The organism is Rathayibacter sp. VKM Ac-2760 (genome assembly GCF_009834185.1).
GTDB lineage: Bacteria > Actinomycetota > Actinomycetes > Actinomycetales > Microbacteriaceae > Rathayibacter.
Window position 1 is genome coordinate 1632299 of the sequence record NZ_CP047173.1, and the last position, 23759, is coordinate 1656057.

The window sequence follows — 23759 nt, forward strand, 5'->3', positions numbered from 1 at the left end:
GAACCCTCCGGAAGCCCATGCCAGACAGCCACGCCGCCCGCACCCCCTACGAGGTGCTGGGCGTCTCCTCGAGCGCGTCGGACGACGAGCTCAAGCGCGCCTACCGGCGTCTGCTCCGCGAGACCCACCCGGACACCGGGGGAGACGCGGCCTCCTTCCACGCCGTGCAGGTCGCGTGGGAGCGCATCGGCAGCGCCGGCGCCCGCGGCGACTACGACCGTGGAGCCCCGGCTCCCGGTCCCGCCTCGCACGCCCCCTACACCGGCTCGTCCCGCGCGCCGTCCGCGTCGTCGGTGCGCGCGCGCTCCTACGGCCACCCCGGAGGCGCGGCTCGCGAGTACTACCTCCGCCTCGTCCGCGAGTGGGTCGGCCGCGGAGTCGAGATCGACGACCCGTTCGACCCGGCGCTCGTCCGCTCCGCCCCGCGCGAGGTCCGCTCCTGGCTCGCGAAGGCGCACGCCGAGGAGGCCACCGCGTCCCTCGTCGGCGCCCTCGGCATCGCCTACACGATCTGGAACGACGTGGCCGTCGGCGACGGCGGCGTCAAGATCGACCACCTCGTGCTCGGCCCCTCCGGCCTGCTCGCCCTCACCTCCGCCGACTGGGGCGAGCCCGTCCGCCTGCGCAAGGGCGAGGTCGAGGGAGCCGGCATCGCCGAGGACGAGAAGCCGCTCGCCTCGCTCGCGAAGGCCGCCCGCCGCCTCGGCCGCGAGCTCGGCGTCCGCTTCTCCGCGAGCGTCGTGGTCGTCCCCGACGACGCCCTCGAGCAGCCGTACGAGCAGGTCGAGCGCGGTCGCCACGCCGGCGACGTGCTCATCCGCCGCTCCCTGCTCCCGCAGCTGCTCCGCTCCGGCACCGACGACCCGCGCCTCGGCGGCTACGGCGAGTCCTTCGAGGTCCGCACCCGCGTCCAGAACCGCGTCCGCTTCGTCTGACGCGCCGCGCCGCTAGCCCGCCCCCGCCCGGCGGGCAAGGGGCTGTCGGCACCGCCCGCGCCCGCCCGACGATGGAGCCACACGATGAACGCCTGCCCTCCGGCACGGCGACGACGAGCGGAACGAGGCGGACGATGGTGCGATTCGGCTACACCCTGATGACCGAGCAGAGCGGACCGAAGCAGCTGGTGGGCTACGCGGTCGACGCGGAGAGGCACGGCTTCGAGTTCGCGGTGTCGAGCGACCACTACTCGCCCTGGCTGACCGAGCAGGGCCACGCCTCCTACGCCTGGACCATGCTGGGCGCCGTCGCGCAGGCGACGTCGACCATCGAGCTCGCCACCTACGTGACCGCGCCGACCATCCGCTACCACCCCGCCGTCATCGCCCAGAAGGCGGCGACCCTCGCGATCCTCTCCGACGACCGCTTCCTGCTCGGCCTCGGCTCCGGCGAGAACCTCAACGAGCACGTCGTCGGCGAGGGCTGGCCCGCGGTCGCCGCCCGCCAGGACATGCTCGAGGAGGCGGTGCACATCATCCGCGCCCTGCACACGGGGGAGCTGGTCACCTGGGAGGGCGACTACTTCCGCGTCGACTCCGCCCGCGTCTGGGACCTCCCCGACAAGCCCGTGCCGATCGGCCTCGCCGTCTCGGGCGAGAAGTCGATCGAGCGCTTCGCCCCGCTCGGCGACCACCTGATCACCACCGAGCCCGAGGCCGAGCTGATCTCGCAGTGGACCGCCGTCCGCGGCGCCGACGCCGCCCCGTCGCGCTCGATCGGCCAGATCCCGATCTGCTGGGCGCCGGACAAGGAGCAGGCCGTCGCCCTCGCGCACGAGCAGTTCCGCTGGTTCGCGGGCGGCTGGTCGGTCAACGCCGACCTGCCGACCACGGCCGGTTTCGCGGGCGCCAGCCAGTTCGTCCGCCCCGAGGACGTCGCCGAGTCGATCGCCTGCGGGCCGGACCTCGACGAGCTGGCCCAGAGCGTCGTCCCCTTCCTCGAGGCGGGCTTCACCGACATCGCGTTCGTGCAGGTCGGCGACGCGCTGCAGCAGCGCTTCCTCGACGAGGTCGCGGAGGATCTGCTCGAGCGGGCGCGCGCACTCGCGCCCTAGCGCCGGGCGGTGCTCACCGGGCAGTGCTCCCCGGGCGGAGAGCTCAGAACCCGCGCAGCCGCTCGATCTCGCGCCGGTCGCGCTTGGTCGGGCGGCCCGCTCCGCGGTCGCGGACGATGACGGCGGGAGCCGCCTCGCGCGGCGGCGGCGGGGGAGTGCGGTCCTCGAAGCACTCGGCGGCCACCGGGGCGCCGACGCGCTTGACGATCAGCCCGCGGACCACGAGCTCGCGGTCGAAGCCGCCGATCCTCGCCCGGACCTCGTCGCCGACCTTCACGGTATGCGCGGCCTTGGCCCGCTCGCCGTTCACCCGGATGTGACCGGCGCGAGCGGCGGTCGTGGCGGCGGAGCGCGTCTTGTAGACCCGGACGGCCCAGAGCCAGGCGTCCACCCGGACGGAGCCGGTCACCGGGATCTGCATCCGTCCAGTCTACGAAGCCAGAATGGGCGCAGTCCCCAACGATGAAGGACCAGCGGCCCGCACGCGGCCGCCGACCGAGGAGGTTCACCATGAGCACGTACCACAGCTTCGGCGAGGACACCGGGGAGGGGACGCCCAACCGCGGCGCCCCTGAGCACAGCGGCTCGCCGTCCGAGGTCCGCGACAGCGCGTTCCCGCACGCCGGCCTCGAGTTCTCGCTGGTCCCGTCCGGCCACGAGGAGTGGCAGGTCCGCCACCCCGACGGGCGTCCCGTCGGCGTCCTCGCGATCATCTCGCACAGCGGCGAGGAGGGCGAGGCGGTCTTCGTCACCCGCCGCGTCGACTCCGACCAGGCCGTGGCCGAGGGCACCGACTGGCGCGGTCTGGTCTCAGCCGTGATCAACGACGAGGCCGCCGACGAGCGCGTGCAGGGCAGCCCCGACCCCGCGCTCGACTACACCCGCGGCGGACTGCTGCACCGCGGCGAGTCGGACGTCGAAGGGCTGTCCTGATCGACCGCGGCTAGCGCGCGAGGAGCGCCGCATTGATCCGGGCCGTGAGCCCGTGGTCGACGCGGCGCTCCTGCGCGTCCACCGCGCGGATCGGCGCGGCGTTGCGGGCGCTCGAGACCAGCCAGGCCGCGTCCGCCGCCGCCAGGTCCTCCGCCCGCAGCGGTCGCTCCGCGGTGCCGAGGCCGAGGCCGCCCGCGAGCGCGAAGAGGTCCGCCTGCGTCGTCCCCGGCAGCAGTCCGAGGCTCGGCGGCGGCGTCACCAGCTCGCCCGCCGCGAGCAGCACCAGGTTCGAGGTCGGCCCCTCCAGCAGGAACCCGTCGCTGGAGACGAACAGCGCGTCGTCCGCTCCGCGCCGCAGCGCCTCGCGCGACGCCGCGCGATTGACCGCGTACGAGAGCGTCTTCGCCCCGGCGAGCAGCCACGGCGACGTCTCGCGGACGTCGGAGCGCAGTCCCCGGTCCAGCAGCACGACCCGCACGCCGTCGCGCCGGGCCGGCCCGAAGTCGGGACTCGTCTGCACGAAGACGAGGCCGGTCGGCCGCCCGTCGCCCTCGACGCCGCGGCTCAGGATCGTCTTCACCATCGCCTCCGGAACCCGCGGGTGCTGGGCGACGGCCTCGTCGATCGCCGCGAGCCAGGCGGTCCGGTCCGGCCGCGGCAGGTCGAGCATCCGCGCCGACTCCGCGAAGCGGTCGAGGTGCGCGTCGAGCGCCTGCAGCCGCCCCTCGACCAGGTTGATCGTCTCGAAGACTCCGTCGCCCCGGGTGAAGCCGAGGTCGGTGACGTCGATCGCGCCCGCCGGGCTCTCGTGCGCCGGAACGTCGTGCGCCGGGGCGTCGAGGGAGGGGCGGACGAGGACGACGAGGGTGTCAGCGGGCATGGGCGGAGCGGTCCTTCCGGGGGCGGGGGCGGCGGCGGAGTGCGAGACGGGCCGGCGGACGACGGGCCAGCACGACGACGAGCAGCGCCCCGAGCAGGGCGCCGCTGCCGTTCGAGACGAGGTCGCGCACGTCCGAGACGCGGGAGGGCAGCGCGAGCAGCTGGATCGTCTCGATCAGCACGGAGACGCCGAGGCCGATCGGAGCGGCGAGCAGCCGGCGCCGCGGCGGCAGCTGCGCGGCCAGCAGGGCACCGAGCGGCACGAACATCAGCACGTTCGCCAGGAACTCGGCGACCTCGTAGGTGAACCAGCCCGTCACCGGCGTGGAGGCGATCACTGCGATGATCCGGCGCACCAGCGACGACGGCTGCCCGGCCGGGTACGGCGCGGGAGTCAGGGTGATCAGCGCGATCACGCCGAGCCAGGCGAGCGTCGAGAACGGGAGGATCCTCGAGCGGCGCATCCGTCGATTGTGCCAGGTGCTCGGCGCCCGGCTTGGAGCGCCCCGTGCGGTGCGCCCGTGCGGAGAGCCCTGTGCGGTGCGCCCGCCCGGGTGTGGAAGGCTGGACCGCATGACGAGCGACGGCCCGGGCGAGGACGCCGCCCTGCCGCGCCACCCGTTCGACGCCTCGCTCGGCGACGGCTGGGTCGAGGTCGGCGACGGGCGCCGCTTCTGGGGCCGCTTCGGCGCCGCCGGCCTGCTGCTGCGCGACCCCGACGGGCGCGTCCTGCTGCAGCACCGCGCCACCTGGAGCCACTTCGGCGACACCTGGGGCCTCCCCGGCGGCGCTCGCCACCCCGGCGAGACCGCGTTCGAGGGCGCCCTCCGCGAGTCCGTCGAGGAGGCGGGCGTGCCGGACGGCATCGTCGTGCCCGTCCTCTCCCGCGTCGTCACGATCGGCCCGTGGAGCTACACCACCGTCGTCGCCCAGGCGCTCGAGCACTTCAGCCCCCGCATCGCCGACGCCGAGAGTCAGGAGCTGCGCTGGGTGCCGCCGGCCGAGGTCGACGCGCTCCCGCTGCACCCCGGCTTCGCCTCCTCCTGGCAGGAGCTGCGCGCGCTCGACTCCGAGCCGGGCGTCCTCGTCGTCGATGCGGCGAACGTGGTCGGCTCGCGTCCGGACGGCTGGTGGCGCGATCGCGCCGGCGCCGCCGGGCGCCTCGTGGCGGGGCTCGGCCGGCTCGCGACCCTCGGCGTCCCGGGAGCGCTCCTCGCGGTCGACGCGGACGCGGTCTGGCCGCGCATCGCGGTCGTGCTCGAGGGCGAGGCCCGCGCGGCGCGCACCGAGGAGGTGGTCGCGGCGGCTCCGCCCGGCCGGCTGAGTGTGGCGATCGCCCCCGGCTCCGGAGACGACGCGATCGTCGAGGCCGTCGCAGGGTTCGGCCCGACCGCCCGCGTCGTCACCGCCGATCGCGGACTGATCGCCCGGATCGAGGAGCTCGGCGCGTCCGCCCTCGGGCCGCGCACGCTGCTCGATCTGCTCGACGCCGCCCGGCCCGCCGGCGGGTCGGCCGGCGGGGAATAGCGCGCGGATCGGGTCGGTTGCATCCCTCATGGCCACGACAGCGATGACTCTCGACACCCACGACCAGACCGTCTCCGACGGCATCGTCCTCATCGACTTCTGGGCGGAGTGGTGCGGCCCGTGCCGCCAGTTCGCCCCCGTCTTCGAGGCGACCAGCGAGAAGAACCCGGACGTCACCTTCGCGAAGGTCGACACCGAGGACCAGCAGCAGCTCGCCGGCAGCTACGGCATCTCGTCGATCCCCACCCTCGTCGTCTACCGCGACGGCATCCCGCTGATGGCGCAGCCCGGCGCCCTCCCCGCTCCGGCGCTCGACGCGCTGCTCGAGCAGGTGCGCGGCCTCGACATGGTCGCCGTCCGCAAGCAGTACGAGGAGGCGAAGGCCGCGCAGGAGTCCGGCGCCCCGCAGCAGTTCGATCACGGCGCCCAGATCTGATCGGCGCACCCCCAGCACCACGGAACCCCCGGCAGCCGCTCAGGCCGCCGGGGGTTCCGTCGTTCGCGCGGAGATCGCACGGGAGCAGTGATCAGCCCGTGTTCTGCAGGCCCGCGGCCACGCCGTTCACGGCCAGCAGCAGCAGCCGCTGGTTCTGCTCGGTGCCGGAGCCGCCCGGGTCGGTGCGCAGCGCCCGCAGCGCTCGCAGCTGCAGCAGCGACAGCGCGTTGACGTAGGGCGTGCGCAGCCGCACGGCCCGCCCGAGCACGCGGTGCCCGGTGAGGAGGCTCTCCTCACCGGTGATGGAGAGCACCCAGCGGCGGGTGAGCTCCATCTCGTCCAGCACGAGGCCGGCGAGGTCGTCGCGCGAGTCGAGGGCGAGGTAGCGGCGGGCGATGCCCTCGTCGGTCTTCGCGAGCGACATCTCGACGTTGTCGATCATCGTCGTGAACAGCGGCCAGGTGGCGTACGCCTCGCGCAGCTCCTCGAGGTCGCCGACCGCCTCCAGCGCGCTGCCCAGGCCGAACCAGCCGGTCAGGTTCACCCGCGCCTGGGTCCAGGCGAACACCCACGGGATCGCCCGCAGGTCCTCGAGCGACTCGACCGAGAGGCCGCGGCGGGCCGGGCGCGAGCCGAGCGCGAGCAGGCCGACCTCCTCCTGCGGCGTGACCCGGGCGAACCACGGCGCGAAGCCGTCGGCCTTCACCAGCTCGAAGAAGCGGCGGCGCGACTCGCGGTCCATCGTCGCGGCGACGTCGCGGAAGCGGTCCGCGGCGCCGGCGTTGCGCTCGCCGATCGACGGCGAGGAGGCCAGGAGCGTCGCCCCGGCGACCTGCTCGATGTGCCGGGTCGCGATGTCCGGGTTGCCGTAGCGAGCGAAGATGACCTCGCCCTGCTCCGTCAGCTTGAAGCGCCCGTCGACCGATCCGGGCGGCTGCGCGAGCACCGCGCGGTTCGCCGGTCCGCCGCCGCGACCGAGTGCGCCGCCGCGGCCGTGGAAGAGCGTGAGCACGATGCCCTCGTCCTCGGCCCACTTCGCGATGCGCGCCTGCGCGTCGTAGAGCGCCAGGGTCGCCGACACCGGACCGACGTCCTTCGACGAGTCGGAGTAGCCGAGCATGACCTCGAGCCGGTTCCCGGTCGCCGCGAGGCGCGCGCGCACCTGGGGCAGCAGGATCATCTCGGCGAGGATGTCGGTCGACGCGTCGAGGTCGGCGAAGGTCTCGAAGAGGGGGACCGCGTCGATGATCGGCGGGTTCCCGTCGGTCGCCGCCTCGGCGAGATCGAAGACGGTGCGCAGGTCCTCCGCGGACTGGGTGAACGACACGACGTAGCGGCGGGCCGCGTCGGTGCCGAAGCGCTCCTGGACCTTCGCGATCGCGCGGAAGACCGAGAGGACCTCGACGCTGCGCTCGTCCAGCTCGCCGCCGGCGCGGACCGCCGCGATCGTCTCGCGGTGCACCTTCGAGTGCTGCCGCACCTCGATCTCGGCGAGGTGGAAGCCGAAGGTCTCCACCTGCCAGAGGAAGTTCTGCAGATCGCCGTACGCCGACCGCACGTCGCCGGCCTCGATCAGCGACTCCTGCAGCGTCCGCAGGTCGGCGAGCAGCTCGGCGGCCGAGCCGTAGGCGAGTGGGCCGCCGGAGCGGGTCGCCGCGAGCCGGTCGGCCAGGAAGAGCAGCACGCGCCGGTGCGTCTCGCTCGGCGAGCGCTCCGCGATCACGGCGGTCGCCTCCGGGGCGAGCCGCGTGCTCGCGGCCCAGAGGGCCTCGACGGCGGCCGACGGGGGAGTGGTCTCCGCGTCGAGCGTCAGCGCGCGGCCGACGCGGCGGGCCACCCGCTCGAGCCCGATCAGGACGTGCTCGGAGGCGATGTCGACGGCCTCGAGGGTCGTCTCGGCGGTGACGAACGGGTTGCCGTCGCGGTCGCCGCCGATCCAGGTGCCCAGCCGCACGAACGCGGGTGCGACGGGCTTCCGGGTGCCGGACGCCTCGCCGAGCAGCGCGTCGTCGAGCCGGCGGTAGACCCGCGGCAGCACCGAGAACAGCGACTCGTCGAACACGCTCATCGCGGTCCGCACCTCGTCGAGCGGGCTCGGCTTCGACTCGCGCAGCGGCGCCGTGCGCCAGAGGGTGTCGACCTCGGCGAGCAGGCGCCGGCGGTTCTCGACCAGCACGACGCCGCCGGTGCGCGGGTCGTCGCGCTGCTCCAGCAGGGCGCTGATCCGGCGGATGGTCGACGAGACCGCGCGGCGGCGCGCCTCGGTGGGGTGCGCGGTGAGCACCGGGCGGAACTCCAGGCGCGAGAGGCGCTCGAACGCCTCCTCCTCGCCCAGCTCCGCGGTGAGCGTCGACATCGACGCGATGATCGAGTCCTCGGGCAGCTGCGCGCCGGCGTCGGCCTCGCGGCGGCGGAGCACCCGCACGCGGTGGAACTCCTCCGCCACGTTCACGAGGTGGAAGTAGCAGGTGAAGGCCCGCGCCACCTCCTCGGCGCGCTCGGCGGTGAGCGACGCGACGAACTCCTCGGCCGCGGCCAGCTCGTCGGAGTGCCCGCCGTCGTAGGCGCTGATCGTGAGGGCGCGGAGCCGCTCGACGTCGGTGAACAGGCTGTCGTCGCCCGACTCGCGCAGCACCTGGCCGAGGAGCTCGCCGAGCAGGTGCACGTCGCCGCGGATGCGGTCGTCCATCGGCGGCGCGACGGTTCCGTCGGCAGAGGGGGCGGAGGAGTCGGGTGCTGCGGTCGCGGCTGGCGCGTCGGAGATCGGAGGCACGGACCGACCTTAGCGGCGGTCTGTGTCCGGCGGATGACGCCGGTGTCACGCGCCGGAATGGAATGATCGAGGAGTGACCGTGACCCCTGCACCTCCCGCCCCCGCCGTCCAGACCGAGCAGGCCGCCCCGCACGTCGTCGTCCTCTTCGGTGCCGTGGGCGACCTGTCCCGGCGCAAGCTCATCCCCGGCATGGCCCACCTGGCGCTGTCCTCGCTCGCCCCCGACCTGCAGATCGTCGGCACCTCGCTCGAGGAGCACGACGACGAGTCGTTCCGCGCCTTCGCCAAGCTCGCCTACGACGAGTTCGGCAGCCGCTCGCTCACCCCCGCGCAGTGGGACGAGTTCGCCTCCAAGCTCCGCTACGTCCCGCAGTCCGCCGGCCCCGCGGCTCTCGCGAAGGCGGTGACCGACGCCGAGAAGGTGCTCGGCCCGGACGTCAGCCGCCTGCACTACCTCAGCGTCCCGCCCCGCGCCGCGCTCTCGGTGGTCCGGATGCTCGCCGAGGCCGGTCTCGTCGAGCGCTCGCGCATCATCATGGAGAAGCCGTTCGGCGTCGACCTCGAGAGCGCCGTCGTCCTCAACGCCGAGCTGCACGAGACCTTCGACGAGGAGCAGATCTTCCGGATCGACCACTTCCTCGGCAAGGAGCCGGCCCAGAACATCCTCGCCTTCCGCTTCGCCAACGGCCTCTTCGAGCCGATCTGGAACCGCAACTTCATCGACCACGTGCAGATCGACATCCCGGAGAAGCTGACCCTCGACCGCCGGGCCGAGTTCTACGAGGCGACCGGCGCGTACAAGGACATGGTGGTCACCCACCTCTTCCAGGTCCTCGCCTTCATGGCGATGGAGCCGCCGACGGCGCTCGAGCCGAAGGCGATCAGCGAGGAGAAGAACAAGGTCTTCCGCTCGATGCGGCTGCTGAACCCCGAGAATGTGGTCCGCGGGCAGTACATCGGCTACCGCGAGGAGCCGGGCGTCGCGCCCGACTCCGAGACCGACACCTTCGTCGCCCTCAAGTGCGAGATCGACAACTGGCGCTGGGCCGGCGTGCCCTTCTACCTGCGCACCGGCAAGCGGATGGCGGAGGGGCAGCGGATCATCTCCATCGCGTTCCGCGAGCCCCCGAAGAGCATGTTCCCGCAGGGCTCCGGCGTCGGCGCGCACGGCCCGGACCACCTCACCTTCGACCTGGCCGACGCCTCCAAGGTGTCGCTGTCGTTCTACGGCAAGCGCCCGGGTCCCGGCATGCGGCTGGACAAGCTGAGCATGCAGTTCGCCCTGCAGGAGACGGATCGCGCGGGCGACGCCCTCGAGGCCTACGAGCGCCTCATCCTCGACGCGATGCGCGGCGACCACACCCTCTTCACCACCGCCGAGGGCATCGAGCGGCTGTGGGAGGTCTCGGCGCCGCTCCTGCAGGACCCGCCCCCGGTGCGCCTCTACGCGCCGGGATCCTGGGGGCCGAACGCGATCCACCAGCTGATCGCCCCGCACGCCTGGCGCCTGCCGTTCGAGCGGGTCTGGCGGGACAAGCGCTGAGCGCGCGCCGGCGCTGACTACGCTGGCCGCATGGTGCGCGCCGCGGAGGACCGGATCTGGACGGTCCCGAACATCCTCAGCATGGTGCGCCTCGCGCTCGTGCCGGTGTTCCTCGTGCTCGTCCTCGAGGGCCAGGACGCGCTCGCGCTGCTGACCCTGGTGCTCTCCAGCCTCACCGACTACCTCGACGGCTGGATCGCGCGGCGCTTCGACCAGATCACGCGCCTGGGCGCCGTCCTCGATCCCGCCGCCGACCGCCTCTACATCTTCGCGACGGTGATCGGCCTCGCCGCCCGCGGGCTCGTGCCGTGGTGGCTCGTGGCCGTCCTCGTCGCGCGCGATCTGATGCTCGTGGTGCTCGCCGTCATCCTCGCGAACCACGGCTACGGCCCCCTTCCGGTGCACCACCTGGGCAAGTTCGCCACGTTCTGCCTCTTCTACGCGCTGCCGCTGATCATGCTCGGGCAGGCCTTCCCCGCCGTCGCGCCGGCCTCGCTCCCGGTCGCCTGGGCCTTCGCGCTCTGGGGCGCGTTCCTCTACTGGTGGGCCGGCGCGGTCTACGCCGTGCAGACCCGCGACCTCGTTCGGGAGGTCCGCGCGGCGTTTCCGGCGTCCGGCGGGCCCTCCGATTCGGATACGCTGAGGGGATAGCGAGGAGGTACGTCTTGGTCGAGTCCGTGCGCGGAGCGTCATCCGCAGAACCGTCCGTTCCCGTCGAGCCCTCGACGGAGACGACCCTCACCTTCACCGACGACATCGGTGCTCAGCTGGCGGCGCTCGACAACCGGGCGTCCCGCGATGAGGCCGAAGCCGTCGGCGCTCTGCCCTCCGGCTCCGCCCTGCTCGTCGTCCGCCGGGGGCCGAACACCGGCGCCCGCTTCCTCCTCGACACCGACTCGACGACGGTCGGCCGCCACCCCGACGCCGGCATCTTCCTCGACGACGTCACGGTCTCGCGCCGGCACGCCGAGTTCGTCCGCCGCGGCACCGGATTCGAGGTCCGCGACCTCGGCTCGCTCAACGGCACCTACTTCGACGGGGTCCGGATCGAGTCCGCGATCCTCACCGACGGCTCCGAGGTGCAGGTCGGCAAGTTCCGCCTCACCTTCTACGCGTCCCGCGCCGACCTCGTCGCCGCCCCGGACGCGTAGGCAATGGGTCGTTCGACCGCTCGCGCCCTCCCGTCCGGCCACGCCGCGCTGCTCAGCATCGGCCAGGTCCTCTCCCACCTCACGACCGAGTTCCCCGACGTCACCCCGTCGAAGCTGCGCTTCCTCGAGGAGCAGGGGCTCGTCTCGCCCGCCCGCACCGAGTCGGGCTACCGCAAGTTCTCCTCCGGCGACGTCGAGCGACTGCGGATGATCCTCGCGCTCCAGCGCGACCACTACCTGCCGCTCAAGGTGATCCGCGGCTACCTCGACGACGTCGACGCCGGTCGCGAGCCCTCGCTGCCGGCCGGCGCGGGCGGGGCGGCACCCTCCCTCCTCGCTCCCGCCACCAGGCTGACCCGGGACGGGCTGGCGAGCGAGTCGGGAGCGAGTCCCGCTCTGGTGCGCGAGGCCGTCGCCGCCGGGCTGGTCCGCGGCGGTGACGTCTTCGGCGACGAGGCCGTCACGACGCTCAAGGCGCTCGTGGAGCTCGGCCGCTCGGGCATCGAGCCGCGCCACCTCCGGCCCCTGCGCGTCGCCGTGGAGCGCGAGATGTCGCTGATCGAGAGCGTGGTCGCGTCGAGCGCCCGCCGCGGCGAGGCGACCGGCGCGGCCGGAGCCGCCGAGAACGCGATCGGCCTCGCCGCGCAGCTCGGCACCATCCGCGGGGCGATGGTGCGCAGCGCCCTCTCCCGGATCGCTCGCTCGTGAAAGCCGACCGGCTGCGACGACACGCCCCCTCGGAAGAGCGGATGTCGTTTACTCGGCATCCCCGGGTGAGTAGCTTAGGGAGCGCGTTCGGAGCGACCGGCGTTCGTATCCGGAAGGCACAGGGATGAGAGAAGTCAGCCGCGACGTCAGCGGCCAGCGCGACCTCGTCCTCTTCACCGACGGACTGCCCGACCTCGACGCCGATGCGGGCTACCGCGGCGCCGTCGCCGCCCGCGCTGCCGGTATCACCTACCGCCAGCTCGACTACTGGGCCCGCACCGAGCTCGTCGAGCCCACCGTGCGCGGCGCCTCCGGCTCCGGCACCCAGCGCCTCTACGGCTTCCGCGACATCCTCGTGCTCAAGCTCGTCAAGCGCCTGCTCGACACCGGCATCTCCCTCCAGCAGATCCGCACCGCGGTCAACCAGCTGCGCGAGTCCGGCGTCGACGACCTCGCGCAGACCACGCTGATGAGCGACGGCGCGAGCGTCTACCTCTGCACCTCGAACGACGAGGTCATCGACCTCCTCAGCCGCGGCCAGGGCGTCTTCGGCATCGCCGTCGGCAAGGTCCTCCGCGAGGTCGAGTCGAGCCTCGTCGAACTCGACCACCAGTCGGTCGACCCCGCCGACGAGCTCGCCCGCCGCCGCGCCACCCGAAAGGTCGGCTGACCGCCGCTCCCCACCGGCCGCCCTTGCCGGTCGAGTAGCCCCGGAAGGGGCGTATCGAGACCCACCGTGGCCGACACGCCGACCATGCAGACCCGCGTCCCGACGCCGCCGGATCTCGGAACGCCCGCTGCGCGGCCTACTCGATCAGCGGGACCCCGCCTAGCTCGTCGCCGCCGGCACCGCCTGCTCGCCGATGCGGCCCGTGCGGATGACGCGGTCCAGCAGCAGGTCGAAGTTGTGCGCCATCTCCTGCGCGCTCTCGCCCGGCCACACGTGGACGGGCTTCGCAGCACCCTGCGCCTGCTGGAGGGACGTGCGCTCCGGCAGCTGCGGGCTCAGCACGAGCGGGCCGAACATGTCGCGCAGCTCCTTGATCCGGAACTGGTGCTCGAGCGACTGCACGCGCGCCCGGTTGACGATGATGCCGAGCGGCTGCAGGCGCGGGCTGAGACCGCGGCGGATCTCCTCGATCGCGCGCAGGGCGCGGTCGGCGGCGGCGACGGAGAACAGGCCCGGCTCGGTGACGACGGCGACGCGGTCGCTCGCGGCCCACGCCGTGCGGGTCAGCGCGTTCAGCGACGGCGCGCAGTCGATGAGGACGAGGTCGTAGTCGGCCTCGACGCTGGCCAGCGCCTCCTCGAGCTTCCAGATGTCGCGGATGCTCGGGTGCGGCCCGTCGAAGTTGATGGCCGAGGGGCTGCCGATGAGGACGTCGATCGTGCCCTGGCGCTCCTTGGTCCAGCCGGAGGGAGCGATCGCCGAGCGGACGATCTTCTCCTTCGGCGACGTGAGGACGTCGGCGATGTTCAGATGACCGGCGACATTGATGTCCATTCCGGTCGAGACGTCGGACTGCGGGTCGAGGTCGACGACCAGCGTGCGCAGGCCCTTCGAGAACGCCGCGGAAGCAAGGCCGAGCGTCACGGTGGTCTTGCCGACGCCGCCCTTGAGCGAGCTCACGCTGAGTACATGCATGGCTGAGTACTTTACTTTCACTAGGGTGGGAGAACCTAACCGTTCCCTGCGTGCCCCCTCGCGACATCGGTTCCCGCGTCGCTGCGGACGGCTGACCCGAAGGACTCCCATGTTCTCGAAGATCCTTGTGGCCAACCGCGGCGAGATCGCGATCCGGGCCTTCCGCGCCGCCTACGAGCTGGGCGCGCGCACCGTCGCCGTCTACCCGTACGAGGACCGCAACTCGATGCACCGCTTGAAGGCGGACGAGGCGTACCAGATCGGCGAGAAGGGCCATCCGGTCCGCGCCTACCTCGACGTCGCCGAGATCGTCCGGGTCGCCGTCGAGTGCGGTGCCGACGCGATCTACCCGGGCTACGGCTTCCTCTCCGAGAACCCCGATCTGGCGCGCGCCGCGGCCGACGCGGGGATCGCCTTCATCGGACCGCCCGCGCGCGTGCTCGAGATGGCGGGCAACAAGGTCACCGCCAAGGAGCACGCCGCCGCGGCCGGCGTGCCGGTGCTGCGCTCGACGCCCGCCTCGCGCGACCTCGACGAGCTGCTCGCCGGCGCCGAGGCGATCGGCTTCCCGATCTTCGCGAAGGCGGTCGCGGGCGGCGGCGGTCGGGGCATGCGGCGGGTCGACGCTCCGGGCGATCTGCGCGCGGCACTCGAGGCGGCCATGCGCGAGGCCGACAGCGCCTTCGGCGACCCGACGATGTTCCTCGAGCAGGCCGTCGTCCGCCCGCGGCACATCGAGGTGCAGATCCTCGCCGACGCCACGGGCGAGACCGTGCACCTGTTCGAGCGCGACTGCTCGGTGCAGCGTCGCCACCAGAAGGTGGTCGAGATCGCCCCCGCGCCGAACCTGGACGAGGCGACCCGGCAGGCGATGCACCGGGACGCGATCGCGTTCGCGCGCTCCATCGGGTACGAGAACGCCGGCACCGTCGAGTTCCTCCTCGACACGGCGGGGGAGCGCAAGGGCGAGCACGTCTTCATCGAGATGAATCCGCGCATCCAGGTCGAGCACACGGTGACGGAGGAGGTGACCGACGTCGATCTCGTCGCGAGCCAGATGCGGATCGCCTTCGGCCAGACGCTCGCCGAGCTCGGCCTCACCCAGGGCGAGCTGCGGCTGCACGGCGCCGCCCTGCAGTGCCGGATCACCACCGAGGATCCGGCCGCCGGCTTCCGCCCCGACACCGGCAAGATCACCACCTACCGCTCACCGGGCGGCGGCGGCATCCGTCTCGACGGCGGCACGATCAACCCCGGTGCGCAGATCAGCCCGCACTTCGACTCGATGCTCGCCAAGCTCACCTGCCGCGGGCGCGACTTCCCCGCCGCAGTGAACCGGGCGAAGCGGGCGCTGGCCGAGTTCCGCATCCGCGGTGTCTCGACCAACATCCCCTTCCTGCAGGCCGTGCTCGACGACCCGGCGTTCGCCTCGGGCGATCTCAGCACCTCCTTCATCGACGAGCGCCCGCAGCTCCTGGCCGGCCGCGAGTCGCGCGACCGCGGCACCAAGCTGCTCACCTGGCTCGCGGAGGTGACGGTCAACCAGCCGCACGGCGCCCGCCCGCCGGGGGTCGCCCCCGTCGACAAGCTGCCCGCCCTCGACACCGCCGCGCCGCTCGCGGACGGCTCGCGTCAGCGCCTGCTCGAGCTCGGCCCGCGGGGCTTCGCCGCCGCCCTGCGCGCGCAGACGGCGCTGGCGGTCACCGACACCACCTTCCGCGACGCGCACCAGTCGCTGCTGGCCACCCGGGTCCGCTCCCGCGACCTGATCGCCATGGCGCCCGCGGTCGCCCGCTCGACGCCCGAGCTGCTCTCGGTCGAGGCCTGGGGCGGAGCGACCTACGACGTCGCACTGCGCTTCCTCGGCGAGGACCCGTGGGACCGGCTCGCGGCGCTGCGCGAGGCGCTGCCGAACGTCGCGATCCAGATGCTGCTGCGCGGCCGGAACACCGTCGGCTACACGCCCTACCCGACCGAGGTGACCGACGCCTTCGTCCGCGAGGCGGCGGCGACCGGCGTCGACGTCTTCCGCATCTTCGACGCGCTCAACGACGTCGCGCAGATGCGCCCCGCGATCGACGCGGTGCTCGCCACCGGCACGACGCTCGCCGAGGTGGCCGTCTGCTACACCGGCGACCTGCTCGATCCGGCCGAGGACCTCTACACGCTCGACTACTACCTCCGCCTCGCCGAGCAGATCGTCGACGCGGGCGCGCACGTGCTCGCTGTCAAGGACATGGCGGGACTGCTGCGGCCCTACGCCGCCGCGCGCCTCGTCGGCGCGCTGCGCGAGCGCTTCGACCTGCCGGTGCACGTGCACACCCACGACACCGCGGGCGGCCAGCTCGCGACGCTGCTCGCGGCCGCCGAGGCCGGGGCCGACGCGGTGGACGCCGCGAGCGCGCCGATGGCGGGCACCACGAGCCAGCCCTCGCTCTCGGCGCTCGTCGCCGCGCTCGCGCACACGCCGCGCGACACCGGCCTGAGCCTGCAGGCGGTGTCCGATCTCGAGCCCTACTGGGAGGCGGTGCGCCGGCTCTACCGCCCCTTCGAGTCCGGGCTGCCCGGGCCGACCGGGCGCGTCTACCGGCACGAGATCCCGGGCGGGCAGCTCTCCAACCTGCGCCAGCAGGCGATCGCGCTCGGCCTGGCCGACCGCTTCGAGGTCGTCGAGGACCTCTACGCCGCGGCCGACCGGATCCTCGGCCGGGTGCCGAAGGTCACGCCCTCGTCGAAGGTGGTCGGCGACCTCGCGCTGCACCTCGCGGCGGTCGACGCCGATCCGGCCGATTTCGCCGAGAACCCGGAGAACTACGACATCCCTGACTCGGTCGTCGGCTTCATGGCCGGCGAGCTCGGGGAGCTCCCCGGCGGCTGGCCCGAGCCGTTCCGCTCGAAGGTGCTCGCGGGCCGCGACGTCCGGATCGGCACGACCGAGGTCTCCGCGGAGGACACCGCGACGCTCGCCGGCGACGACGCCGCCGCCCGGCGCGCGACGCTCAACCGGCTGCTCTTCCCCGGCCCGGCGAAGCAGTTCCTCGACGTCCGCGAGACCTACGGCGACGTCTCCGCGCTCGACACCGCGGACTACCTCTACGGTCTGCGGCAGGGCGAGGAGCACGTCGTCGAGATCGCGCGCGGCGTCCGCCTCTTCGTCGGCCTCGAGGCGATCGGCGACGCCGACGACAAGGGCATGCGCACCGTGATGACGACGCTGAACGGCCAGCTGCGGCCGGTCTTCGTCCGCGACTCGACGATCGCGGTGGAGAGCACGAGCGCCGAGAAGGCGGACCGGGCGGAGCCGGGGCACGTCGCGGCGCCGTTCGCCGGCGTCGTGACCGTCAAGGTCGCCGTGGGCGACGAGGTCGCGGCCGGCGCCGCGGTCGCGACGATCGAGGCAATGAAGATGGAGGCGGCGATCACCAGCCCGATCGCGGGCGTCGTCCGGCGCCTCGCGGTCCCGGCGACCCAGCAGGTGGACGCGGGGGACCTGCTCGTCGTCGTCGCCGGCGCCTAGCAGGCCCCCGGCCGCGATCGCAGCCCGGGCTGCACCGCTGAGGCCGCCGATACACTGACCGCAAGCGGAAGGAGGCTCGTTCGGATGGATGAGCGCAACGACGACCAGCCCGATCTCGACACCGGCCCGACTCCGCGGACGGCGCTCGACGCGGCGCGGGACTCCGAGCAGTACGCTCCGCGCGCGAGCGACACGGCGCCGACCCGCATCCCGGACGGCATCCGCCTCGAGCAGCCCGCCGCGCCGCGGCGGCGCGCGAGCGCACTGCCGCCGGTCGAGGACGACTCGATCGACGTCGGCCGGCTCGGCCTCCCGGTGCCCGGCGAGCCCGCCCCCGCGGCCGGCGCCGTCCGACCGGTCTCCGCCGGCATCGCGCCGCGCGACGAGGTGTCGGTGCTGCCCGAGGACTCGGGCGAGCCGGGCCGGGGCGTCACCCGGCGCGACCGCCTGCGCGCCGAGTCGGGGACCACCGAGCCCTCGTCCTCCGGCCCCGAGTCGGCCTCGATGCTCACCTCCGACCGCCTCCTCGAGGTCAACCGCAAGACCCGGCCCGCGCCGACCGGCGGCTGGAACCGCTTCGTCTACGGCCTCACCTTCCGCACCGTCAACCTCGGCGACTCGGCGAAGGTCCAGGCCTGGAAGGCGATGGACGAGCGGATCGGCCGCCCGTTCGAGGGCGGCACCCGCTTCGTCCCGGTGATGACCCGCAAGGGCGGCGTCGGCAAGACCACGGTCACGACCCTGCTCGGCATGGCCCTCGCCGACTCCCGCGAGGACCGCATCATCGCGGTCGACGCCAACCCCGACCGCGGCACCCTCGCCGAGCGCGTGCCGAAGCAGACCCGCGCCACCGTCCGCGACGTCGTCAACCGCGCCTCCGGAGTGACCGGCTTCACCGAGTTCTCGACCATGGTCTCGCGCGACGAGACCCGGCTCGACGTGCTCGCCTCCGACACCGACCCGCAGCTCTCCGAGGCCTTCGACGAGGACGACTACAACGTCGTCGCCGACCTCGTCGAGCGCTTCTACTCGATCATGCTCACCGACTGCGGCACCGGCATCGTCCACTCGGTGATGCGCGCGACGCTCCAGCGCGCGGACAGCGTCGTCATCGTCTCCGGCGGCAGCGTCGACGAGGCGCGCCTCGCGTCCGAGACCCTCACCTGGCTGGACGCGAACGGCTACGGCGACCTCGTCCGCAACGCCGTGGTGGCGCTCAACACCGCGACGCAGGGCACGAGCCTGGTCAAGCTCGAGGAGATCGAGTCGCACTTCCGCTCGCGCGTTCGCGACATCGTCCGCATCCCCTACGACCCGGTGCTCGCCGCCGGCTCGGTCGTGAAGTGGGAGCAGCTGCGCCCCGCGACCAAGGAGGCGGCGCGCGTGCTCGCCGCGCTCGTCGTCGAGGGCATCCCGGTCCGTCGTGCCTGACGCCGCGCAGAGCTCCGGCACCGCCCGGACCGAGGCGACGCTCCAGATCAAGGAGACGCTCCAGTACGACCTGATCGTCCTCGGCGCGGGCTCCGGCAACTCCATCGTCGGGCCCGAATGGGCCGCCTCACGCGTCGCGATCCTCGACGACGGCGAGTGGTTCGGCGGCACCTGCCTCAACGCCGGCTGCATCCCGACCAAAATGTTCGTCCACGTCGCCGACGTCGTCACCGATGTCGACCAGGGCGACCGGATCGGCGTGCACGCCTCGGTGCCTCGGCCCAGCTGGCCCGAGGTCCGCGACCGCGTGTTCGGCCGCACCGACTCGATCAGCGCGGGCGGTCTCGACTACCGCGCGAACCGGTCGGAGAACGTCACCGTTCACCGCGAGAGCTTCGGCTTCGAGTCGCTCGGCGACGGCACGCAGCCGCACGTGCTGGTCAGTGCGAGCGGGCTGCGGATCAGCGCTCCGCTCGTCGTCGTCGCCGCCGGCTCCCGGCCGCGCCCGCTCCTCGCCGCCTACGAGCCCGACCCGCGGATCCACGACTCCGACTCGATCATGCGGATGGACGAGCTGCCCGGGCGGATGCTCGTGCTCGGCGGCGGCGCCGTCGCCGTCGAGTTCGCCCACATCTTCTCGGCCTTCGGCACCGCGGTGACGGTCGCGGTCCGCGGCGACCGTCTGCTCCGCTCGCTCGACGAGGGCATCGCCCGCGGCTTCACCGCGCTGGCGCGCGAGCGCTGGGACGTGCGCACCGGTGTCTCCGCCGACAGCGTCGAGGCGACGGAGAGCGGGCTGGTCACGACCTTCGACGACGGCTCCCGCGTCGAGACCGACGTGATCCTCGTCGCCACCGGCCGCGACCCGAACAGCGACACCATCGCCGCCGCCTCGGTCGGCATCGACCTGCACCCGGACGGCCGCGTCGTCGTCGACGACGAGCAGCGGGTCCTCTCCGGCGGCCGCATCGTCCCGGGGCTCTTCGCGCTCGGCGACGTCTCCTCCGAGTGGCAGCTCAAGCACGTCGCCAACCACGAGGCGCGGATCGTCGCGCACAACCTGCTGCACCCGGGGGAGCTGCTCTCCAACACGCTGGCGCCCGTGCCCGGCGCGATCTTCGCGCACCCGCAGATCGCGCACTTCGGCCTCACCGAGAAGGAGGCGGGTGAGCGCGGCATCGACGTCGTCGCCGTCACCCAGGAGTTCGGCTCCACCGCCTACGGCTGGGCGATGGAGGACGACTCGAGCGTCTGCACCCTCGTCGTCGGACTCGACGGGGAGTTGCTCGGCGCGCACCTGATGGGCCCGCAGGCGAGTATCCTCATTCAGCCGCTCGTCCAGGCCGCCAGCGCGGGGGCCGGGATCCGCGGTCTCGCCCGCAGCCAGTACTGGCCGCACCCGGCGGCGAGCGAAGTCGTCGAGAACGCCCTCCTCTCCGCCGAGGAGGCACTGAGGGAGCGCACCGCATGACCGAACGCCAGATCCGCATCTTCGGCGACCCCGTCCTGAAGACCGTGTCGGACCCGATCGAGACCGTCGACGACGGGATCCGCGGACTGGTCGAGGACCTCGTCGACAGTGTGCGCACCCCCGGGCGCGCCGGCGTCGCCGCTCCGCAGATCGGCGTCAACCTCCGCGCGTTCAGCTACAACGTCGACGGCGTCGTCGGCTACGTCCTCAACCCCGAGATCATCGAGCTCAGCGGCGAGCCCGAGCCCGTCGACGAGGGCTGCCTCTCCGTGCCCAACCTCTGGTACCCCGCCGTCCGCTACCCGCACGCGAAGGTGCGCGGCACCGACCTCGACGGCAACGAGGTCGTCCTCGAGGGCGACGGCCTGATGGCCCAGGCCCTCCAGCACGAGTGCGACCACCTCGACGGCCGCCTCTACCTCGACCGCCTCTCCAAGGAGGACCGGCGAGCCGCCATGAAGGAAGTCCGCGAGAGCAGCTGGTTCTGAGTTCATTTCCGAGCCGGTCCCTGCCCGGCTCGGCGCGGTCGGCCTCCTGAGGTGGGCGCGTTCCGCGGAGCGTCGTGCGTCCGCCGACGGGAAAGCGCTTGGACGCGCTTTCCCGGATGCGGCTCGGCCTTCGGCCATCGCCTTCCGGGCGTCGTGCGCTGGCCGGCTGGCGCATCATGCTGGTCGAGTAGGCCGCGGAGCGGGCGTATCGAGATCCGCCGGGGCCGGACGCGTCAGCGCAGGCTGATGCCCTCGGTCGCCGGGGCGGCGCTGTAGACGCTGCCGATCGTCGCCGCGAAGTCGTCGAGGATGACGTTCCGCTTGATGCTCATCTTCGGCGTCAGGTGCCCGCTCGCCTCGGTGAACTCGGTGGGCAGGATCACGAACTTGCGGATCGACTCGGCGCGCGAGACGCGGGCGTTCGCCGCGTCGACGGCGCGCTGCACCTCGGCGAGCACCGCGGGGTTCACGGCCGCGTCCTCGAGCGAGAGCGCCGCGTCCTGACCGTTGTTGGCGAGCCACGTCGGCAGCATCTCGCTGTCGAGGGTCACCAGCGCTGCGATGAACGGGCGCTGATCGCCGACGACGACCACCTGCCCGACCAGCGGGTTCGCGCGGATCGGATCCTCGAGTGCGGCCGGAGCGACGTTCTTCCCACCCGCCGTGACGATGATCTCCTTCTTGCGGCCGGTGACGCGGAGGTAGCCCTCTTCGTCGAGCGAGCCCAGGTCGCCGGTTTTGAACCACTCGCCGTCGAACGCCTCGGCGGTCGCCTCCTCGTTGTTCCAGTAGCCGCCGAACACGTCGATGCCGCGGACCTGGATCTCGCCGTCGGCCGCGATGCGGATCGAGCAGCCGGGCATCGCCGGGCCGACCGAGCCGATCTTGAAGTGCTCGGTCCGGTTGACGGTCGCGGGCGCCGTGGTCTCGGTGAGCCCGTAGCCCTCGAGGATCTTGATCCCGAGGCTGTGGAAGAAGTGGCCCAGCCGGTCGCCGAGCGGAGCGGAGCCGGAGACCGCGTAGCGGACGTCGCCGCCCATCGCCGCGCGCAGCTTCGAGTAGACGAGCCGGTCGAACAGCAGGAACTGCAGCTTCAGCGCCAGCGGCACCGACCCCGCCTCGACCGCGATCGAGTGCGCGACCGCGACATCGGCCGCGCGGCGGAAGATCTTCCCCTTGCCGCCGGCCTCCGCCTTCTGCTCGGCGGAGTTGTAGACCTTCTCGAACACGCGCGGCACCGCGAGGAGGAAGGTGGGCTTGAACGAGCCGAGCGAGGGCAGCAGCTGCTTGGTGTCGGCCTGGTGCCCCACCTTCACGCCGCCGTGCACGCACAGTATCGCGATGAAGCGCGCGAAGACGTGCGCCGTCGTGATGAAGAGCAGGGTCGAGGCGCCCGGCTGGTGGATCAGCTCCGTCAGCGCGACCGCGGAGTTGCGGCTGAGCTCGACGAAGTTGGAGTGCCGGAGGATGCAGCCCTTGGGCCGCCCCGTCGAGCCGGAGGTGTAGATGATTGTGGCGATGTCCGACCCGGTCGCGAGCGAGCAGCGGCGCTCGATCTCGGCGTCCGGAACGTCGACCCCGCGGGCGGCGAGCTTGTCGAGGTCGCCGAGCCCGATCTGCCAGGCGACGCGGACGTCGGGCAGATCGGCGCGGATCTCGTCGAGCTTGGCGAAGTGGTCGGCCGTCTCGACGATGACGGCGTGCGCGCCGGAGTCGGTCAGGTTCCACTGCACCTGCGCGGGGGAGGAGGTCTCGTAGACCGGCACGAGGATCGCTCCCGCGAACCAGACGGCGAAGTCGATCAGCGTCCACTCGTAGCGGGTCTTGCAGATCAGGCCGATCTTCTCGCCGGGCTCGATGCCCGCGGCGACGAGCCCCTTCGCCAGGGCCGTGACCTGGTCGAGGAACTCGCGCGCGGTGACGTCCCGCCAGCCCCCGCCCTCCGGCAGGGCGAAGAGGACGCGGTCCGGCGTCTCCCGCACGCGGTCGAGCAGCAGCGCCGTCGTGTTGGCCTGCGGATCCGCCGCCACGACGAGGGGGGAATCGAACTGCTCCACGGCAACTCCTTCGGTACCTGAATGATTGTCGGGTCCAGCTTATCGAAGCGACCTGACTGTGTATCCACTCAGGGTAACGATCCGCACGTCGGTTCTCAGCGGTTCACTACACTCGTTGTGGCCGCCGCTCCAGGGCGGACCCGCGGCGCAGCGGCGCCGAAGGCGAGGGAGAGGCGGTTCGCGTGCACGCGATCGGGATCGACATCGGCGGCACGAAGATCGCGGGAGCGCTCGTCGACGAGTTCGGCGGCATCGTCCGCGAGGACCGCCAGCCGACGCCCGCCGGCCACCCCGAGCTCATCGTCGACGTCGTCGTCGAGATGGTGGCGCGCCTGCGCGAGGGGCTCCCCGCCGGCGACGTGTCGGCCGTCGGAGTCGCCGCCGCCGGCTTCATCGACGCCTCGCAGTCGATCGTCTACTACGCCCCCAACATCAACTGGCGCAACGAGCCCTTCCGCGAGAAGCTCTCGGCGCGGATCGATCTGCCGATCATCATCGAGAACGACGCGAACGCGGCCGGCTGGGCCGAGTTCCGCTACGGCGCGGGCCGGCTGGTCAGCGACATGGTGATGCTCACCATCGGCACCGGCGTCGGCGGCGCGATCGTCATCAACGACCGGCTCCTCCGCGGTGGCTTCGGCGCGGCGGCCGAGATCGGCCACATGCGCGTCGTCCCCGGTGGGCTGCCCTGCGGATGCGGCGCACGCGGCTGCATCGAGCAGTACGGCTCCGGCCGCGCGCTGCAGCGCTTCGCCGTCGAGCTGGCCGACGCCGGCGGCATCGGCCAGGGGATCGCCGACGCGCGCGCCCGGAACGGCGGGGAGCTCGACGGCGGCGTGATCGCCGAGCTGATCGCGGCGGGCGACCTCGGCGCCCTCGCGGCCCTCCGCCAGCTCGGCCACTGGCTCGGCGAGGCGGCGGCCAGCCTCAGCGCGGTCCTCGACCCGCAGCTCTTCGTGATCGGCGGCGGAGTCGCGCAGGCCGGCGACCTGCTGCTCGACCCGATCCGCCAGGCCTACCTCGACAACCTGCCCGCCCGGGGGTACCACCCGGAGCCCGAGTTCCGCATCGCGGAGCTCGTCAACGACGCGGGGGTCGTCGGCGCCGCCGACCTCGCCCGACTGCACGCGAGCTCGCTGTGACGCCGGCC

The 23759-nt window shown here is 72.9% G+C and carries 21 protein-coding genes; 15 read left to right on the top strand and 6 right to left on the bottom strand.

All coding sequences use genetic code 11. From position 1 onward, the window contains the following. The first annotated feature begins 17 nt into the window (after positions 1–17). Together GSU72_RS07355 and GSU72_RS07360 are read left to right on the top strand one after the other, a co-directional pair. A complete protein-coding gene (locus GSU72_RS07355; RefSeq protein ID WP_159984441.1) occupies positions 18–935 on the top strand; it encodes a J domain-containing protein in 918 nt (305 codons plus the stop codon). Between the two features lie 134 nt (positions 936–1069). Beyond that, positions 1070–2050 (top strand): TIGR03557 family F420-dependent LLM class oxidoreductase, encoded by a 981-nt coding sequence (locus tag GSU72_RS07360; RefSeq protein ID WP_159984442.1) that lies wholly within the window; start codon positions 1070–1072, stop codon positions 2048–2050. A gap of 43 nt (positions 2051–2093) precedes the next feature. Here GSU72_RS07360 and GSU72_RS07365 read toward each other — a convergent pair whose 3' ends face one another. Beyond that, positions 2094–2471, bottom strand: a complete 378-nt coding sequence (locus tag GSU72_RS07365; RefSeq protein WP_159984443.1) for a S4 domain-containing protein — start codon at positions 2469–2471, stop codon at positions 2094–2096. An 89-nt stretch (positions 2472–2560) separates the two neighbouring features. On the opposite strand from GSU72_RS07365, the gene GSU72_RS07370 reads away from it, so the two are divergent. Further along, positions 2561–2983: a hypothetical protein gene (locus GSU72_RS07370; RefSeq protein WP_159984444.1), complete on the top strand. Its 423-nt coding sequence runs from the start codon at positions 2561–2563 to the stop codon at positions 2981–2983. A 10-nt stretch (positions 2984–2993) separates the two neighbouring features. On the opposite strand, the gene GSU72_RS07375 is transcribed toward GSU72_RS07370, so the two are convergent. Together GSU72_RS07375 and GSU72_RS07380 are read right to left on the bottom strand one after the other, a co-directional pair. Further along, entirely contained in the window at positions 2994–3863 is an 870-nt protein-coding gene (locus tag GSU72_RS07375) for an aminotransferase class IV (protein WP_159984445.1), read from the bottom strand. Continuing rightward, entirely contained in the window at positions 3853–4326 is a 474-nt protein-coding gene (locus GSU72_RS07380) for a VanZ family protein (protein ID WP_159984446.1), read from the bottom strand. Before GSU72_RS07380 ends, GSU72_RS07375 begins: the two co-directional genes overlap by 11 nt. Positions 4327–4435: 109 nt before the next feature. Here GSU72_RS07380 and GSU72_RS07385 point away from each other — a divergent pair, with 109 nt between their 5' ends. Together GSU72_RS07385 and trxA are read left to right on the top strand one after the other, a co-directional pair. Continuing rightward, positions 4436–5389 carry an NUDIX hydrolase gene (locus tag GSU72_RS07385; RefSeq protein ID WP_159984447.1) on the top strand — a complete coding sequence of 318 codons (954 nt, stop codon included), beginning with the start codon at positions 4436–4438 and terminating at the stop codon, positions 5387–5389. A 28-nt stretch (positions 5390–5417) separates the two neighbouring features. Next, positions 5418–5825 carry a thioredoxin gene (gene trxA, locus GSU72_RS07390; RefSeq protein ID WP_159984448.1) on the top strand — a complete coding sequence of 136 codons (408 nt, stop codon included), beginning with the start codon at positions 5418–5420 and terminating at the stop codon, positions 5823–5825. A 91-nt stretch (positions 5826–5916) separates the two neighbouring features. On the opposite strand, the gene GSU72_RS07395 is transcribed toward trxA, so the two are convergent. After that, the gene (locus GSU72_RS07395; protein ID WP_159986714.1) at positions 5917–8514 is read right to left on the bottom strand and encodes a phosphoenolpyruvate carboxylase; all 2598 of its coding nucleotides are present in this window, start codon (positions 8512–8514) and stop codon (positions 5917–5919) included. Positions 8515–8677: 163 nt separating this feature from the next. Here GSU72_RS07395 and zwf point away from each other — a divergent pair, with 163 nt between their 5' ends. The 5 genes from zwf to GSU72_RS07420 all read left to right on the top strand — a co-directional run bounded on the left by zwf (position 8678) and on the right by GSU72_RS07420 (position 12670). After that, positions 8678–10141 (top strand): glucose-6-phosphate dehydrogenase, encoded by a 1464-nt coding sequence (zwf, locus tag GSU72_RS07400; protein ID WP_159984449.1) that lies wholly within the window; start codon positions 8678–8680, stop codon positions 10139–10141. A 30-nt stretch (positions 10142–10171) separates the two neighbouring features. After that, positions 10172–10792, top strand: a complete 621-nt coding sequence (locus GSU72_RS07405; protein WP_159984450.1) for a CDP-alcohol phosphatidyltransferase family protein — start codon at positions 10172–10174, stop codon at positions 10790–10792. 26 nt (positions 10793–10818) lie between these two features. Beyond that, a complete protein-coding gene (locus GSU72_RS07410; RefSeq protein ID WP_159986715.1) occupies positions 10819–11292 on the top strand; it encodes an FHA domain-containing protein in 474 nt (157 codons plus the stop codon). 3 nt (positions 11293–11295) lie between these two features. Next, complete coding sequence (locus tag GSU72_RS07415; RefSeq protein ID WP_159984451.1) at positions 11296–12000, top strand: MerR family transcriptional regulator; 705 nt, start codon at positions 11296–11298, stop codon at positions 11998–12000. Positions 12001–12124: 124 nt separating this feature from the next. Continuing rightward, complete coding sequence (locus tag GSU72_RS07420) at positions 12125–12670, top strand: MerR family transcriptional regulator (protein ID WP_159984452.1); 546 nt, start codon at positions 12125–12127, stop codon at positions 12668–12670. Positions 12671–12829: 159 nt separating this feature from the next. Here the strand turns inward: GSU72_RS07420 and GSU72_RS07425 are convergent, their stop codons facing one another. Continuing rightward, positions 12830–13645, bottom strand: coding sequence for a ParA family protein (locus GSU72_RS07425; RefSeq protein ID WP_123446122.1), 816 nt, complete (start codon positions 13643–13645; stop codon positions 12830–12832). 109 nt (positions 13646–13754) lie between these two features. Here GSU72_RS07425 and GSU72_RS07430 point away from each other — a divergent pair, with 109 nt between their 5' ends. The 4 genes from GSU72_RS07430 to def all read left to right on the top strand — a co-directional run bounded on the left by GSU72_RS07430 (position 13755) and on the right by def (position 20552). Beyond that, on the top strand, positions 13755–17162 hold the full coding sequence (locus tag GSU72_RS07430) for a pyruvate carboxylase (RefSeq protein WP_159984453.1): 3408 nt from the start codon (positions 13755–13757) through the stop codon (positions 17160–17162). Positions 17163–17246: 84 nt separating this feature from the next. Then, a complete protein-coding gene (locus GSU72_RS07435) occupies positions 17247–18593 on the top strand; it encodes a MinD/ParA family protein (protein ID WP_244256033.1) in 1347 nt (448 codons plus the stop codon). Further along, positions 18586–20064, top strand: coding sequence for a mycothione reductase (locus GSU72_RS07440; protein WP_244256034.1), 1479 nt, complete (start codon positions 18586–18588; stop codon positions 20062–20064). The genes GSU72_RS07435 and GSU72_RS07440 overlap by 8 nt, the downstream gene beginning before the upstream one ends. Further along, positions 20061–20552 carry a peptide deformylase gene (gene def, locus GSU72_RS07445; RefSeq protein WP_159984454.1) on the top strand — a complete coding sequence of 164 codons (492 nt, stop codon included), beginning with the start codon at positions 20061–20063 and terminating at the stop codon, positions 20550–20552. The genes GSU72_RS07440 and def overlap by 4 nt, the downstream gene beginning before the upstream one ends. 233 nt (positions 20553–20785) lie before the next feature. On the opposite strand, the gene GSU72_RS07450 is transcribed toward def, so the two are convergent. Further along, positions 20786–22609 carry an AMP-dependent synthetase/ligase gene (locus GSU72_RS07450; protein ID WP_159984455.1) on the bottom strand — a complete coding sequence of 608 codons (1824 nt, stop codon included), beginning with the start codon at positions 22607–22609 and terminating at the stop codon, positions 20786–20788. Between the two features lie 182 nt (positions 22610–22791). Here GSU72_RS07450 and GSU72_RS07455 point away from each other — a divergent pair, with 182 nt between their 5' ends. Then, a complete protein-coding gene (locus tag GSU72_RS07455; protein WP_159984456.1) occupies positions 22792–23751 on the top strand; it encodes an ROK family glucokinase in 960 nt (319 codons plus the stop codon). Positions 23752–23759 lie beyond the last annotated feature (8 nt).